The following is a 14,958-nucleotide window of genomic DNA, read 5'->3' as shown; positions in this document are numbered from 1 at the left end:
ATCTCGACGGATTACGATCCATGGGCGTGTCGGCATGATCTGGTACCGCCCGCCGCCCAGCGGATAGCGCCATCGAACATATGGCGACCATCCTCGGTCATCGCGCCGAACGTGTTGTTTTCCAGGCCGATGAACACGCGCCGGGCGGGGGCGACGAAGTCATAATCCATGGTCGATCCCGTCTCATAGCCGAACAGCATCGCCTGGTCGGGCTCGCCCGGCCGCACCATGACGATGTCCGCGCCGAGCCCAGGCTTGCCCCAACCAGCCGGTTGCCGTGCTTGTGTCCATGTCGTCATGCCCGCGGGCACGCCGCCGGCCATGGGATGCGACGCACGCACCACCCAGGCATAATGGCCCGTCTCCGCCTCGCCGAAATCGCTGCCGATCCGGCGGCCGGTGAGGCGGAGATCGTCGAGCAGGTCGTTCTCCCAGGTGAGCAATGGCACCCCCATATCCCGCCAGCGGGCGATGGCGGCACGGTCGGCGGTGAAGCGGTTGGACTGGACGGTCGACGACATCACCACCAGATCGAAACCGCATGGATCGGGCACGTTCGTCAGACCATCGCTGGATGTCACCTTGTAGCCCATCTCCTCCAGATGCGTGACGATGGCGGGATCGGCCGATCCGCCGGGGGGATTGGGGCGATGGAGAAACAGGATCTTTCCCGTCTCGATCGATGCGATCGCCGGGGCACCGAGGATGGACGACATGGCGAGCATGGCAACGGCCAGACGTGGGAACAGCATCAGAAATTCCCGGCAAGTCCGATCAGGAAGGTCCGTCCCGCCGCCGGCGTGATCTGGGCGCGCGAGACCGAAGAATCGCTATAATGGTCGTCGTTCAGGTTCTTGACGTTCAGCGTCAGCCGCAACCGCTGATCGACCATGTACCAGAGGCTGGCGTCGACCCGCGTATAGCCGCCCAAGGAAAAGGAATTCTGCAGGTCGCCCTGGCGATCGCTTGCCGCATAGACGCCGCTGCCCAGGCCAAAGCCCTTGAGCGGCCCGGCCACCGGCTCGACGGTCATCCACAGGCTCCCGCTCCAGCGCGGTACGCCGATCAGCCGATTGCCCGCGACATATTCGGTGGATTGGGTGACTTGGGCGTCGGTATAGGTGCCGCTGGCGATCAGTTTGACGCCGGGGCGGATCGCGCCCGCGATATCCGCCTCCACCCCGCGCGATCGCTGCCGCCCCGCATTGAGGTTGAACCCGACATTGTTCGGATCCTGCTGGGTCACGTTGTTCCGTGTCAGTTGATAGACCGCGAGCGTGGCCGACAGCCGGTCTTCGAACGCGCTGGCCTTGACCCCAGCCTCATATTGCGCGCCCGTTTCGGGCGGTAGCGGTCGGCCCGTCAGGGTCGGTTCGGGCTTGGACTGGAAGGATTTGGTGTAGTCGGCGAACAGCGACAGCGTAGACGATGGCTTCAGGACGATCCCGACACGCGGCGACCAGGCCTTGTCGTTCGAGGCATATTGGGTGACGCCCTGATCCGATTGCCGCGCATGGTCGAAACGGATCCCGGCAAGCAGATCGACATGATCGCCGACCGAAATCTGATCCTGCAGATAGGCCGAGTTGGACCGGGCGCGCACGGTCCGATCGGCGCGCGGTACGAATGTTCCGGGACGCGCACCATAGACGGGCCGGTCGATGTCGATCCCCGCCAGCGACGCCTGCCCGAAAGTCCGAAAGCGGAAGGACGTGACCCGCTCACCCCCGAAGACCAGGGTATGGGCAAGCGGCCCGGTTGCGAAACGCGCGACCAGATCGGCCTGGAAATCCCAATTGTGGTTGCGCTCGTCCTGCCGAACGGCAGTGCGGGTGACGGTCCGTCGCCCGGTCGTACGATTGACCGTGACGCTGCTGCCGTAGTTGACGCCGAAGAGGTCGAGCAACCCGCGGTCATGATGCCCGATCTGGCGGATGGTCAGCCAATCGGTCAGTTGGTGTTCGAATCGATAGTTGAACTCGGCCCGGTGCGAGTCCGTCCGGGCGAAGGCCTCGCCCAGAAAGCGCTCGCGGGGCAGATCGATGCGCAGGCCGCCCCGACCATCGGGCGTCGCGACGATCCCGCGATCGGTCTGGTTGTTCTGGTGCGCATAGGTCGCGCTGGCGATCAGGCGCGTGCGGTCGCTGGGCTGCCACAGGAACGCGGCCGAGGCGAACTGCCGCTTGTACGGCACGAAGATGTCGCGGAACGTGTCGCCATATTGCGCGGCGCCGATCACGCGGAACGCCAGGGTATGCGCGGCGTCGATCGGCCCGGTGACGTCCGCCTGTCCGCGCACGAAGCCATCGCTGCCCCCTTGCATCGAGACATTGGCGGCGCGTGTGAACTTCGGCTGCTTGGTGACGATGTTGATGAGGCCGCCGGGGTCGCCGCGCCCGTAGAGCACCGATGCCGGACCTTTCAGGACCTCGATCCGCTCGACATTGGCCAGGTCGCGGAAACTGTCATTGGTCTCGATCGCCGGGCTCAGCATGATGCTGTCGATGGCGTAATAGGAGGAACGGAAACCGCGGATGACGAAGCTTTCGGAGCGATTGCCTGCGGTCGTGCCGGGCTGGATACCGCTGACGTTGAGCAACGCGCCGGTCAGGTCGATCCTCTGCTGGTCGTCGATGACGTCGCGCGTCACGACCTGGATCGATTGCGGCACGTCCATCAGGTCAGTGCCGGTGCGCGTCGCGGTGGTCAGTTCGTCGACCTTATAGCCCTTGCTGCGGGTGCCCAGCACGACGATCTCGGACGACTTGGTGTCCTGGGCCTCGTCCTCAGCGGCGGGCGTCATTGCCGTGGCCGGTGCGGCCAGCGCGGTGAAGAAAGCCGTCAGTCCGGTTGAGACGGCCTTGAACTGATGCACGGTAATGATCCCCCTGGCTGATGCGCAGTCGCGCCGCGGCGGGGACGGTTGTCCTCTTCCCGCGCGGTTTTCCCCACGGGCCTATCCAGCGTCCCGTCACACCGCAGGCGACTAGCGACAATAGCTATTGCTAGTCAATCGCAATTAGGCGTGGATGCTCGTTTGCTCCAGAAGGGCACGATGGCACGGGCGCTAGCCAACCTTGTCGGCGCGCCTGAGTGACGGGAAGGGGGCAGGCATGGCTTGTGCGGCGGATCACGCCTGACAGACGCGGTCCGGCAGCGAGAGGCGCAGGATCGTACCCGACGAAGAACCGCTTTCGATACGAATTTGGGCACCCATCTGCTTGGCCAGGCTTCGCACGAGCTTCAGGCCGAGACTGTCCGAACGTTCGAGGTCGAACCCTGGCGGCAAGCCCGCCCCATTGTCGATCACACACAGCTCGATGACATTGTCTTTCAGGGTCAGGGTGACAACAATCTCGCCAAATTCCCGATCGGCAAAGCCGTGCTCCATCGCATTGGCAATACCTTCGGCCATGATCAGGGCAAGCGGGATCGCCGAATCGGGCGAGAGACGGATCCCGGGAACGGCCTCGATCCGGTGCATGATCCCCGGCTTGTTGTCGGCGGCAAAAAGGTCTGCCATCAAATCCTTGAGGAAGATGTCCAGCGGCATCTGCTCGCCCGTCGTCGAGTAGAGTTGTCGCTGAATGCGGCCGATAAGCTGAAGCTTCGTCGAAGCATCCGCCAGAACCATGTGAGCGATCGGATCGGTGACCTGCCGCTTCTGCAGGGACAGCATGCCGCCGACCATCTGGATATTGTTGGATACCCGGTGCTGCAGTTCGCTGAAAAGCAGCTCCGTTCGTTCGGCGAGCTGCCGTTGCTCGGCCGCCAGACGCGACGAGCGCCGATTGGCGCGCTGCATGGCATCGACCAGGACGATATCGACGGCCACGACTCCGGCGTAGAAACCGATAGCGACGAGGGTGCGCGCGTCGACGCTGAAGCTGTGGGTCGGAGGTATGAAAAAATACCAGGCGAGAAGACCGCAGACGACAGCCGACAGCGTGCCCGGACCGCGTCCGAACAAGAAGGAGGAGATGATGACGGCGGGAAAGAATGTCAGATAGGGAAATCCCGGCGGGAAGGCCGGGTCGAGCGCCCACCGTATCCACCAGGCGACGGCAGAGAGCAGAAGTGCGGCCGAATAGGCCAGGGCTCTGCGCTCACGAAGCAGCGGTAGCTGCTCGAAGACCCGCTGCTGTGCCCGCATGTTCCGTCTAACGCCCCCTTTGTGGCGCCCCCCTTGCGCGATCATGCGAGCGGTTGCAAATCCAGGTTAAGTCTTTCCCGCATTAATATTATTTTGCGGCCCATCAAAGGGATGGTCCGGCGTTGGGCATCGGGGACGGGCCCCGGAATGACTGGTCTGGCGCAAGCGGGTCAAGGCTGAGCATGACAGGCTGTCAGACGTCGGCCGGCTTCCGGTTGGAAAGACCGTGCGCAGGTAGACCGTGCTACGGTGTGCAGGTCGTCCCGTCCTTGCCTCGGCGGCTCGTCATGAGCGGTTGGATGCGCGTCCCGAATGCTTCGACGCCCTCCAGGAAATCGTCGAAGGTCAGCAGGACGCCGCCGGTGTTGGGCACTTCGGCCATTTCATCGAGCATTCGCGCAATGCTGGCATAGCTGCCGACCAGTGTCCCCATGTTGATGTTCACGGCACCCTCCGGCGCGGCGAGCTGGCGGACATTGGTGGTGGCGTTCACCTTGTCGGCGGCGCCCTGGTCCTTCAGCCAGGCGATCGCGTCATGATCGACGCCGGCATTATAGTGCCGCCACTTGGCCATCGCCTCTTCGTCGGTTTCGGCGGCGATGATCATGACCAGCACGAACACCGACACGTCGCGACCCGTTTTGGCCGTGGCGGCAGCGAGGCGTTCGTTGTTGAAGGCGAAGGCGGTCGGCGTGTTGACACCCTTGCCCAGGCAAAAGGCATAGTCCGCCCATTTGGCGGAGAAGGCCAGCCCCTCGTCCGAACTGCCCGCGCAGATGATCTTCATTTCGCCCGCCGGCTGAGGGCGGACGAGGCAATCGTCCATCTGGTAATAGTCGCCCTTGAAATCGGAGCGTCCCGTCTCCCACAGGTCGCGCAGGATATGGGCATATTCGTCGAGCATCTTGTAGCGGTTGCGGAAATGCTCCTCGCCCGGCCACAGCCCCATCTGGCTGTATTCGGGCTTCTGCCAGCCGGTGATGAGGTTCAGCCCGAAGCGCCCATGGCTGATCGAGTCGATGGTGTTGCACATCCGCGCGGCAAAGGCGGGCGGAATGATTAGCGTCGGGCAGGTCGCATAAATCTTGATCCGCTCGGTCACCGCCGCGAGGCCGGCCATCAGCGTGAAGCTCTCCAGGCCATATTCCCAGAATTCGGTCTTGCCGCCGAACCCGCGCAGCTTGATCATCGACAGCAGGAAATCGAGCCCGTGCTCCTCGGCCTTCCGGGCGATGGCCTTGTTGAGGTCGAACGACGGTTTGTATTGCGGAGCGTTCTCGCTGATCAGCCAGCCATTGTTGTTGATGGGGACGAAGACGCCGACCTGCATGGCTTAGCTCCTCAGGAATTCGAGCACGAGATGGTTGAAAAGCTCGGGCTCGGTGACGTTGCAGGCATGGCCGCCGCGGGGCATCGATTTCATCCAGCGGCCCGCCAGTTCCGCATGAAGCCGGTCGCCAGCCGAGGACGGGACCAGCATGTCGTCGTCCGCCACGACTATGAAGACCTTCTCCGAAAGCGCGCCCAGGCGTCCGGTGACGTCGAACGCGGCGAGCGCGGCGATGCGTTTCTCCATCGTCGCAGCGCCCGGAAAGCCCGCGATCTGGTGCGGTAGCTCGGCGTCGAGTTCGGCGGTGTGCGCGCTGACCCAGTCGGCGGGATAGAGGAAGATGGGCTGCGCCCGCAGGAACGGCTCGACGCCGCTGTGTCGGAGCAGGTTCAGCCGTGCCTCGAAACAGCGCAGGAAGTGCGGGTCGGCCTTGGCCCAGCCATTGACGACGACCAGCCTGTCGAGCCGCTCGGGCGCTTTGAGCCCGAGGGCCAGTCCGGCGACGCCGCCCGCCGCATGGCCGATGATATGCGCACGCCGCCAGCCCATCGCGTCCATCAGCGCCAGCATGTCGTCGGCGAAGTCGTCGACCGTGACGATGTCGGGCAGTGCTCTGTCGCTCCGTCCCGTGCCGCGATGATCGTAGACGAGGATGCGGTGGTGCACCGCGAGAGCGGGCAGGTTTGGCCCCCAGTAGCTCGCCGAGCCGCCCAGCCCGCTCGACAGGATCAGGGGCGGGGCATCCTCCGGCCCGTGCAGTTCGTAGTAAAGCCCCGCGGCCTCAGCCAAGGTGCGCGACCGAGGCGATCTCGACCAGGCAATCGGGCTTCACCAGCTCGCATTTTATGCAGTAGCGCGCGGGTTTGTCCCCGGGGAAATATTCGGCATAAATCTGGTTGAAGACCGGATAATCGGCAAGGTCCTTCAGGAAGATATGGTTCATCGCGACATCGGCCATGGTGGCGCCGGCGGCGGCGAGGGTGGTCTTGATGACCTCCAGCACATGGCGCGTCTGCGCCGCCGCGTCGCCGACGTGCAGCACCACGCCGCCCTCGCCGAGCGCGAGCACGCCCGAGACATAGACGGTATCGCCCGCCTTGGCGCCCGCCGAATAGGGGGCGATCGGGGTCGGGAATTCGGGCGGGTTGATCGGTTCGAAGGGCATCAGGCCTCCTTGGTCGCCAGTTGGCCCAGCGCGCCGCAGAAATCGGCCACGGTGGACACCCAGCCGAAGAATTTTTCGACGTTGTAGACGGTCGCCTGCTGGATGAAGTCAGGGCCGAGATGGTGGGTCGCGTCCTCCAGCATCACCCCGAAATATTCGAGATGGAAGCCATCGCGCAGCGTCGATTCGACGCACACGTTGCTGGCGATCCCGACGAAGACGATCGTCCTGATCCCGCGCGCGCGCAGGATGCTGTCGAGTTGCGAGTTGAAGAAGGCGGAGTAGCGGGTCTTGTGGACGCGTATGTCACCCGGTTCGGGCTTCAACCCATCGACCAGCTCATAATCCCAGCCGCCCCGCGCCAGCAACTGGCCGGCAAGGTCGGGGCGGGCCCGCATCGTCTTCAGCGCATTCGACTTGTGCCAATTGGGGGAGGCGGGCGTCCCCGCCTCGACATAATCCGCGTCCCAACCGTTCTGGAGGTAGATCACCGGCATGTTCGCTGCGCGCGCGGTCTTCAGCACCTGGGCTATCCGCCCGATCACGCTGGCCGCCCCGGTGATGTCGAAGCCCGCGAGATCGACATAGCCGCCCTCACTCGCATAGGCGTTCTGCATGTCGATCACGACGACGGCGGTATCGGCAGGAGAGAGGCGGATCGCTTCGGGCCGGGCGCTCAGCACGACCGTGTCGGTGGCTTCCGGGCTACGATGATCAACGATCGGTGAAGCGCTCATGACGCATCGTTGCGCATCCTGATCGCCAGGGCAAGCGATCATGGCAAGAGTCGCATCAAAGGAAATGCAGCGGTTCCAGGCGGGGCGGGGCGGGGCGGGGCGGGGGCGTCCCGCGCCTCGCTATCGCCCTTGTCAGCGCTCGGGCCGCACGACGACCTCGCCACCCTTCATGATGAAGGGCACATGTTCCAGAACGCGCACATCCGTCAGTGGATCGCCGTCAACCGCAATGATATCGCCATAGCGGCCGACCGCGATCGCACCGACGTCTGCGGTGCGGTCCAGCGCCTGCGCCGCGCTACTGGTGGCCGACTGGATGGCCTCGATCGGGGTCATGCCCCATTCGACCATCTTGGCGAATTGCCGGGCATTGTCGCCATTGGGATAGACGCCGCCATCGGTGCCGAACAGCATCTTGACGCCCGCGGCATGCGCGGCGCGGAAGGTTTCCCGCTGCTTGCGGCCGATCTGACGTTCCTTCTCCAGGCTCTCGGCAAAGACGCCGTTCTTCGCGCCCTCCGAAAGGATATAGTCGTCATTGTAGATATCCATGTCGAACCAGGCGCCATGCTCCTTGGCGAGCTTGAACGACGTCTCGTCCGCGAGGCTGGCGTGTTCGATCGTGTCGACGCCCGCGCGCAGGCCGGTGTTGATCCCGTCCGTGCCGTGCGCATGGATGGCGACGCGCATGCCGAGCATATGGGCTTCGTCGACGATCGCCTTGATCTCGTCATAGCTGAGCTGCTGGGCACCGACCGAATCGGTCTTGGACAGCACGCCGCCGGTCATGCACACCTTGATGACCTCCGCGCCATATTTGCGCACGGTGCGCACCGCCGCGCGAAAGCCTTCGGGGGAGTTGGCGATCTGGGGGTGGGGGACGCTGATCGATGGCGGAAACTCGGTCGCGTCGCAATGTCCGCCGGTGACCCCCAGCGCATAGGTCGCGGGCACGATGCGCGGCCCCGGAATGTCGCCGTGCTCGATCCCCTGCTTCAACCCGACATCGGCATAGTCGCTCGATCCCACGTTGCGCACCGTCGTAAATCCGGCGTCGAGCGTCCTGCGCGCATTGGCCACGCCGACGACGGTCCAGAAACTGTCGGTGAATTCAAGTGCCTTGTACCCGCTGAGCGTCGGGTCGCTGGTCAGATGGACGTGCATGTCGATCAGGCCGGGCAGCAAGGTGCGGTTGCCCACATCGACCTGTTCCGCGCCCGCCGGCACCCGATCGCCGCGGCGGCCGATCGCGGTGATCCGCCCGTCGACGATCGTCACCTGCGGATTGTCGATGCGTTTGCCCGAGAGGACGTCGACCATATGTGCTCCGGTGACGACGACGGTTTTCGCTTCCGCCGGTGCCGCGGACAGCATGAGCGCCAGCGACAGAAAGGACAGCATGCGCATGAACGAACTTTCGGAAGAGATCAGAAACGAGCGCCGGCACGGATGCCGATCGTTCGCGGTGTGTTCGTAACGGCAAATGGCCGCTGGTCGCAACTGCCATGTTCCTGATCGCATCTCCGTCTTGTCGGTCGAGCGTTATCCATGATCAGAAGGCTCGACCTCGCGGGTGCGAAGATATTGCAACAAGTCGGACTCAGGCACAGGGCGCGCCAGGTAATAGCCCTGGAACAGGTGTCCGCCCAGTCCCTGTATCATGACATAGTCCTCGAAGGTCTCGATGCCTTCGATCACGACCTCGATATCGAATTTGCGACCGTAATCGATGATGGCGCTGACCAGATGCTGGTCTTCGGGGGACCGGGTGATGTTGGATACGAAGCTTCGGTCGATCTTGATGCGATTGACGCGGCGATGGCGCAAAGCTTCAAGCGATGAATAGCCCACGCCGAAATCATCCAGGCTGATCGTCACGCCCGCCCTGGCGAGGGATTGGATCTTGTGCTGGATGGCCTTGGCTTCAAAGGCGGTTTCTTCGGTGATTTCGACATCCAGCGAGGGGGGCGCGAGGCCAAGCGCCTCGAAATGGTCCAGAATGATGGTGTCGACCGACAATTGCGCCATTTCCCGCGGCGATATGTTGATCGCGACCTTGATCGCTTTCAAGTCGGCGCGGACCAAGGCTTCCAGAAGTCGGCTTACCCGTTGCAGAACGAAACGGAGAAGGGGTTCGGCATGACCGTTGATCGCGGCCAGGCGGACAAGGTTTTCGGGCGAGATCCAGCCATGCTGTGGGTGCTTCCAGCGTAGCAGGGCCTCGATCGTGTCCGGCATGCTGTGGCCAAGCGCGAAGATCGGCTGGAACCAGACATCAAGGCACCCGTCTTCGAGATGGCGCGGAAGATCACGTTCAAGATCGCGACGTATCTCCAGTCGTTCGCGCAGCGCGTTGTCGAAGACGTGATAGCGGTTCCGGCCCCCATTCTTGGCGGCGTAAAGGGCTTCGTCGGCATAGGCCAGGATATCGGTCAGGTCGGCCTGAAGGTTCATGACGATCCCGATGCTGGCCCCCAGCGCGCCTGTATCAACGCCGTCCATGTGGATCGATATGGCACCAATAATGGCCTGTGCGAGGTCGGTGGCCTCTTGGAATGCTGTCACGGGGAAGAAGATGGCGAATTCATCGCCCCCCATGCGAGCCAGAAGGCTTTCGCCGCTGATCTCCGCCTGAAGACGCTTCGCCGCTTCGATCAGCACCTGGTCGCCCTTGCGGTGACCATAGACGTCGTTGACAGCCTTGAAGCCATCAAGGTCGATGAACATCAGGCAATAGGCGTCCTGCCCCGCCTTCATGCGCGCTTCAACCTCGGTGAGAAAACCCGATCGGTTGAGCAGGCCCGTCAGGTCGTCATGGGTTGCGCGGTAACGCATGATGTCGATGACCTCGAGCGAATGCGCATGCGCTGCGGAAAGGGCATTGGCGTTCGTGGTGGCTTCGTTCTTGGCGCGGCTAAGCGCTTTGAACGTTCGTTCGGCGCGAATGGCGCTGCGGGAGAGCGCGGCCATGTAAACGATTGTGGTGAAGGCTATGCAAGCCCGCTCGAACCCTCCTGCCACGGACAGGCAGATGACGACGGATGCCAAAGCTGGCAGCATGAAGCACAAGGGCGTGCGGGCGTCGGGCGTGCCATGGGTGACGGCGCCCGCAGTGACGCCGCATACGACCGTCAGATAGAAGAGCGCCTGCGGCGCGGTATAGCCGGCGCACAGGATCGGAACCCAGGCCCACACTATTCCAGACAGCAGCGCGCCGGTCCAGATCAGATATCTCTGCACGGCGATCGATCGCAGCGGTGATCGGCGGGAGGACGCGTGTCCCATGTCCGGGGCCGGGAGATAGCAAAGATAGAGGCGGCCGAGATTCACGGTGAGCGATGCGACGAACCAGCCGATGCCAAGGATCGCGATGTCGCTCTGGATCGCGACCAGAAGGTTGACCGCCCCGAGCACCATGTTGACAGGTATGGCGACACGGACGCAGCTTTTGATTTCGGCAATCTGGTCCAGAACGATATGCGCAGAAAGCCCGTCTGGAAGCTCCGCGACGGATAGGTCACAGGGCGCGCGGGATGGGGAGGGCATGGGCAATCACCGTGACGAACTCGTAATAGGTCCGTCCTCTTGCACTGGCCAAGGTATATGCCGTGCTAATGGGCGTCGAGCCTGGGCAGAATATTCGTAGTTACCTTCTTTGCTTAACGGGTTTTGGTTGGGAGTGGCGAGCTGCATCCTGCCTCTTCCCGGGGATGGATGGCGATCTCGTCACCATAGGAGCCGAAGGCGCGATGGGCATAGGCGAACGGCCCGCCCGCCTGCGGAATGGCCGTCATCGGTTCGGTGAAGGAGAAGATGACGGCGATGTACATCGCCGCGACGATCGCGGTGACGACGAGGAAACCCAGCGTGCCCGTCGTCCCCCAGCCATAGCTCCACCCGAAATACTGGCCTGAAATGACGAGGCCGACCGCGATCCCCCAGAGGTGGAAGGGGTTGGGCGATTTCTTGAGATGCGGCTCCGAACCCTGCGTCATGTGCCCCCTTGTGATGGTCGCCCCGCGATCGACGACACGGTCATCGGGGCTTCGAGGACGGTGGTGCCCCGTTCTTCCTTCAGCGCGACGCCCGACAGCGACCGACGCAGCGCCTCCCGCACGAGCCAGGTCAGCGTTTGCGCCGCCTGCTCATAGCTCTGGCCGCCATGGTCATGGACGTTGGAGATGCAGTTGCGCTCGGAATCCCGCCGCCCGGGACGCGGATCATGGGTCAGGTACAGGCCCAGGCTGTCCGATACGGTAAGGCCCGGCCGCTCGCCGATCAGGATGACGCTGATCCGCGCGCCGAGCGCTGCGCCGATCGGGTCGGCGATGGCGACGCGGGCCTGTCGCGCAATAACGATCGGCGCGATCGACAGGTCTGGCAGGGTCCGGTGGCAGGCGTGGAGGACCGGAGCGGCATGGTGCAGCACCGCCGTCGCGGACAGTCCGTCGCCGACGACGAACACGATATCGAAAGGGCCGCCGACCGCCTTGAGGCGATCCGCATCGCCCGGCGTCAGCAGGCGGCCCATGTCCGGCCGCCGCAGATAGGTCGCCCGTTCCGGCGCCATGCTGGACACCGTGATGGTGGCGAGGGGGGCCAATGCCTGCTCCAGTATCGTCACGTCGAGCCCGGCATGGACCGCGTCGCGCGCCAGGGCGTGTGCGGCCTGGAACCGCAGGACTTCGTCCATCGGAATGGCGTTGCCCGCGCGACCGAGGCCGACACGTGCCCTCGTCGCCTGGCGGAGCACCGCCCAGGGATCGGATGGGTTGGGATCGGAGAGACTGGGATCGGAGAGAATGGGATCGACCGGCTGCTCCGGGCGCCCGGTCAGGTCGCGATCGTCGCTCATGGACGCATCGTCCCCGCGTCCGCCAGCGACAGAAGCCGGGACGTCTCCGGGCGAAGGGCGCGGACGGTGCCATCCGGTGCGAGCATGTCCATGCGATCGAGCCATGCCTCGAACTCCGGGGCCGCGCGCACGCCCAGCACCGAGCGGAGGTACAGAAGGTCGTGATAGGCCAGGCTCTGGTAATTGAGCATGATGTCGTCGGCACCGGGCACCATGATGAGGAAGGTGCAGCCCGCGTTGGTCAGCACCGTCATCAGAATGTCCATATCATCCTGATCCGCCTCGGCATGGTTGGTGTAGCACACGTCACACCCCATCGGCAGGCCGAGCAGCTTGCCGCAGAAATGATCCTCCAGCCCGGCGCGGACGATCTGCTTGCCGTCGTACAGATATTCCGGGCCGATGAAGCCGACGACGCTATTGACCAGCAGGGGATCGAATGCGCGGGCCACCGCATAGGCGCGCACCTCCATCGTCTGCTGGTCGACGCCGTGATGCGCATCCGCCGACAAGGCGGCCCCCTGGCCGGTTTCGAAATACATCACATGATCGCCGATGGTCCCGCGCCGGAGCGAACGCGCGGCATCATGCGCCTCGCGCAGGACGGCCAGATCGATGCCGAAGCCGCGATTGGCCGCCTCGCTGCCCGCAACGGACTGAAAGACGAGATCGACAGGAGCGCCCCGCGCGATGATGTCGATCGCGTTGGTGACATGGGTCAGGACGCAGGTCTGTGTCGGGATGTCGTAGCGCAGGCGCAGATCGTCGAGCATCTTCATCAGCTCGATCGCATTGGGTATGTTGTCGGTCGCCGGGTTGATGCCGATCGTCGCGTCGCCGACCCCGAACAGCAAGCCGTCGAGCACGCTGGCGGCGATACCGCGGGGATCGTCCGTCGGATGGTTGGGCTGCAAACGCGTCGAGAGCCGCCCCGGCAACCCGATGGTGGTGCGGAACGCCGTGACGACCCGGATCTTGCGCGCCACCGCGATCAGGTCCTGATTGCGCATCAGCTTGGATACCGCGGCGACCATTTCCGGGGTCAGGCCGGGGGCGATGGCGGCCAGCGCGGCTTCGTCCGCCTGTTCGGACAGCAGCCAGTCCCGGAAGCCTCCGACGGTCAGATGCGCGATGGGCGCGAAGGCCGATCGATCATGGCCATCGATGATGAGGCGCGTCACCTCATCCTCCTCATATGGCACCAACGCTTCGTGGAGGAAGCGGCCGAGCGGCAGATCGGCCAGGACATGCCGCGCCGCGATGCGTTGGGCGGCGCTCTCCGCGGCCAGACCGGCCAGTTCATCGCCCGAACGCAGCGGGGACGCACAGGACAGGACCTGTTTCAGGTCACGAAAGACGAAGCGCTGGCCGCCGACCTGGGACGCATATGCCAAATTCCACCTCTTGATCGCCGTGCCCCATGGCGCGCCGGTGTGGAGAGCCCGCCATTGACCTGCTGCCAGGAAGGTCGCGGGCGTGGCCCTTCATCCCGCCGCTCCCGGATCATGCGACGTGATCCCGGTCCAGTCCACCGACCAATCATGGCTGCGGCGGATCGATGCCACGGCAGGCCGCCTATTCCATCGGTCGCAGCGTGAACCGCGTGATCTCGGACGGTACGCCAAGCCTGAGGGCGAAGCCCGGCCACAGGCCGGTGCCGTTGCTGACATAGAGCGTCATGCTGCCGACCGCGTACCGTCCCGATACGAACCCGGCATTGCCGCGCGCGACGAGGCCATCGAGCCCGCGGATCATGCCGCCATGGGTGTGCCCGGACAATTGCAGCGCGACGCCGCGCGCGGCGGCATCGCCCGCCTTGCGGGGCTGATGGTCGAGAAGGATGATTGGTGCGCCGGCAGGCGCGCCACGCAGTGCAAGGGGAAGATCGGGCCCGGCCTCGCCGACGCTCGGCGCCGACAGGTCGGTGACCCCGGCGACGACCAGCCGGTCACCGCCGCGTTCGATCACCGCATGCGCGTTGGTCAGCATGTGGAAACCCATGCCCGACAGGTGTCGCATCCATGCCCCGTAATCGAAGAAATACTCGTGATTGCCCGGAATGGCATAGACCCCGTCCGGCGCGCGCAAATGCTGCAAAGGCGCCACGTCGTTGCGTCGCATCTCGACCGACCCGTCGATGAAGTCGCCGGTCACGACGATCAGGTCGGCACCGGCCGCGTTCGTGCGATCGACCACCGCCTGCGCCCATTCGGGCGTGAAGAGCCGGCTGATATGCAGGTCCGTGAGCTGAACGATACGGTATCCGTCGAAGGACGGTGGCAGGTCACGGATCGCCACCGTCACGTCCTTGACCGGCGGGACGCGCAGGGCGTTGGCGACGCCGATCCCGGCGAGCAGCGCCGCCAGCCCGGCGATCGCGTAGCGAAGCGCGGCCGGTTCCCGGATCATCTCGCGGCGAACGGCCATCGTCAGCAGCGCACCCAGGTCGACGACGAGCTGGAAGACAGCGAGCAGCAGCAGCGCGCCGAACGCCCAGTTGAAGAGGATCACGACCGGCTGCGGGAATTCGGGCGCGAAGACCGAACCCGACGAGAGGCGGCTCCACAGGTGAAACTGCGACGCGACGAGCATCAGCAGCCCGACCGGCATCTTGAGCCAGAGCGGCAGCGGCAAGGGCCATAGCCAGCGGCTCACGACGATCAGCGCGGGCACGGCGAAGAAGAGGTTCAAGATGGCCGGACTCCGGTTTTCGCGGGC

At 64.4% G+C, this 14,958-nt stretch carries 12 protein-coding genes and 1 pseudogene; all 13 read right to left on the bottom strand.

Going from position 1 to position 14,958, the window contains the following annotated elements:
- Nucleotides 1-11 precede the first annotated feature (11 nt).
- Nucleotides 12-752, bottom strand: a complete 741-nt coding sequence (locus tag ABDV78_RS11525; RefSeq protein WP_343527564.1) for a hypothetical protein — start codon at nucleotides 750-752, stop codon at nucleotides 12-14.
- Nucleotides 752-2,875: a TonB-dependent siderophore receptor gene (locus ABDV78_RS11520; protein WP_343527563.1), complete on the bottom strand. Its 2,124-nt coding sequence runs from the start codon at nucleotides 2,873-2,875 to the stop codon at nucleotides 752-754. Before ABDV78_RS11520 ends, ABDV78_RS11525 begins: the two co-directional genes overlap by 1 nt.
- Before the next feature lie 255 nt (nucleotides 2,876-3,130).
- Nucleotides 3,131-4,153, bottom strand: coding sequence for a DUF4118 domain-containing protein (locus ABDV78_RS11515; RefSeq protein ID WP_343527562.1), 1,023 nt, complete (start codon nucleotides 4,151-4,153; stop codon nucleotides 3,131-3,133).
- 244 nt (nucleotides 4,154-4,397) lie between these two features.
- Entirely contained in the window at nucleotides 4,398-5,483 is a 1,086-nt protein-coding gene (rutA, locus tag ABDV78_RS11510) for a pyrimidine utilization protein A (RefSeq protein WP_343527561.1), read from the bottom strand.
- 3 nt (nucleotides 5,484-5,486) lie between these two features.
- Nucleotides 5,487-6,272 carry a pyrimidine utilization protein D gene (rutD, locus tag ABDV78_RS11505; RefSeq protein WP_343527560.1) on the bottom strand — a complete coding sequence of 262 codons (786 nt, stop codon included), beginning with the start codon at nucleotides 6,270-6,272 and terminating at the stop codon, nucleotides 5,487-5,489.
- Entirely contained in the window at nucleotides 6,265-6,648 is a 384-nt protein-coding gene (rutC, locus tag ABDV78_RS11500) for a pyrimidine utilization protein C (protein ID WP_343527559.1), read from the bottom strand. Before rutC ends, rutD begins: the two co-directional genes overlap by 8 nt.
- Entirely contained in the window at nucleotides 6,648-7,385 is a 738-nt protein-coding gene (rutB, locus tag ABDV78_RS11495) for a pyrimidine utilization protein B (RefSeq protein WP_343527558.1), read from the bottom strand. Before rutB ends, rutC begins: the two co-directional genes overlap by 1 nt.
- A 132-nt stretch (nucleotides 7,386-7,517) precedes the next feature.
- Nucleotides 7,518-8,792, bottom strand: coding sequence for an amidohydrolase family protein (locus ABDV78_RS11490; RefSeq protein WP_343527556.1), 1,275 nt, complete (start codon nucleotides 8,790-8,792; stop codon nucleotides 7,518-7,520).
- A 135-nt stretch (nucleotides 8,793-8,927) separates the two neighbouring features.
- Nucleotides 8,928-10,931: an EAL domain-containing protein gene (locus ABDV78_RS11485; protein ID WP_343527555.1), complete on the bottom strand. Its 2,004-nt coding sequence runs from the start codon at nucleotides 10,929-10,931 to the stop codon at nucleotides 8,928-8,930.
- Between the two features lie 191 nt (nucleotides 10,932-11,122).
- Nucleotides 11,123-11,380, bottom strand: a pseudogene (locus ABDV78_RS11480) (ethanolamine permease); the annotation flags it as partial.
- Nucleotides 11,377-12,240: an ethanolamine ammonia-lyase subunit EutC gene (gene eutC / locus ABDV78_RS11475; protein ID WP_343527554.1), complete on the bottom strand. Its 864-nt coding sequence runs from the start codon at nucleotides 12,238-12,240 to the stop codon at nucleotides 11,377-11,379. The pseudogene ABDV78_RS11480 and the gene eutC, both read right to left, overlap by 4 nt.
- Nucleotides 12,237-13,634: an ethanolamine ammonia-lyase subunit EutB gene (locus ABDV78_RS11470; RefSeq protein ID WP_343527553.1), complete on the bottom strand. Its 1,398-nt coding sequence runs from the start codon at nucleotides 13,632-13,634 to the stop codon at nucleotides 12,237-12,239. The genes eutC and ABDV78_RS11470 overlap by 4 nt, the downstream gene beginning before the upstream one ends.
- A gap of 181 nt (nucleotides 13,635-13,815) precedes the next feature.
- On the bottom strand, nucleotides 13,816-14,931 hold the full coding sequence (locus ABDV78_RS11465; RefSeq protein ID WP_343527552.1) for a metallophosphoesterase: 1,116 nt from the start codon (nucleotides 14,929-14,931) through the stop codon (nucleotides 13,816-13,818).
- Nucleotides 14,932-14,958: the final 27 nt, after the last annotated feature.

It is taken from the genome of Sphingomonas sp. (assembly GCF_039594485.1).
In the GTDB taxonomy this organism is placed as follows: Bacteria; Pseudomonadota; Alphaproteobacteria; order Sphingomonadales; family Sphingomonadaceae; genus Sphingomonas.
The sequence above is the reverse complement of the archived record's forward strand: the minus strand, read 5'-3'. Positions and strand labels throughout refer to the sequence as shown.

Bases quoted from the DNA above. Each gene is read 5' to 3' on its own strand.
- ABDV78_RS11525 (WP_343527564.1), bottom strand. From the start codon at position 752: ATGCTGTTCCCACGTCTGGCCGTTGCCATGCTCGCCATGTCGTCCATC.
- ABDV78_RS11515 (WP_343527562.1), bottom strand. From the start codon at position 4,153: ATGCGGGCACAGCAGCGGGTCTTCGAGCAGCTACCGCTGCTTCGTGAG.
- rutA (WP_343527561.1), bottom strand. From the start codon at position 5,483: ATGCAGGTCGGCGTCTTCGTCCCCATCAACAACAATGGCTGGCTGATC.
- ABDV78_RS11485 (WP_343527555.1), bottom strand. From the start codon at position 10,931: ATGCCCTCCCCATCCCGCGCGCCCTGTGACCTATCCGTCGCGGAGCTT.
- rutC (WP_343527559.1), bottom strand. From the start codon at position 6,648: ATGCCCTTCGAACCGATCAACCCGCCCGAATTCCCGACCCCGATCGCC.
- eutC (WP_343527554.1), bottom strand. From the start codon at position 12,240: ATGAGCGACGATCGCGACCTGACCGGGCGCCCGGAGCAGCCGGTCGAT.
- rutB (WP_343527558.1), bottom strand. From the start codon at position 7,385: ATGAGCGCTTCACCGATCGTTGATCATCGTAGCCCGGAAGCCACCGAC.
- ABDV78_RS11490 (WP_343527556.1), bottom strand. From the start codon at position 8,792: ATGCGCATGCTGTCCTTTCTGTCGCTGGCGCTCATGCTGTCCGCGGCA.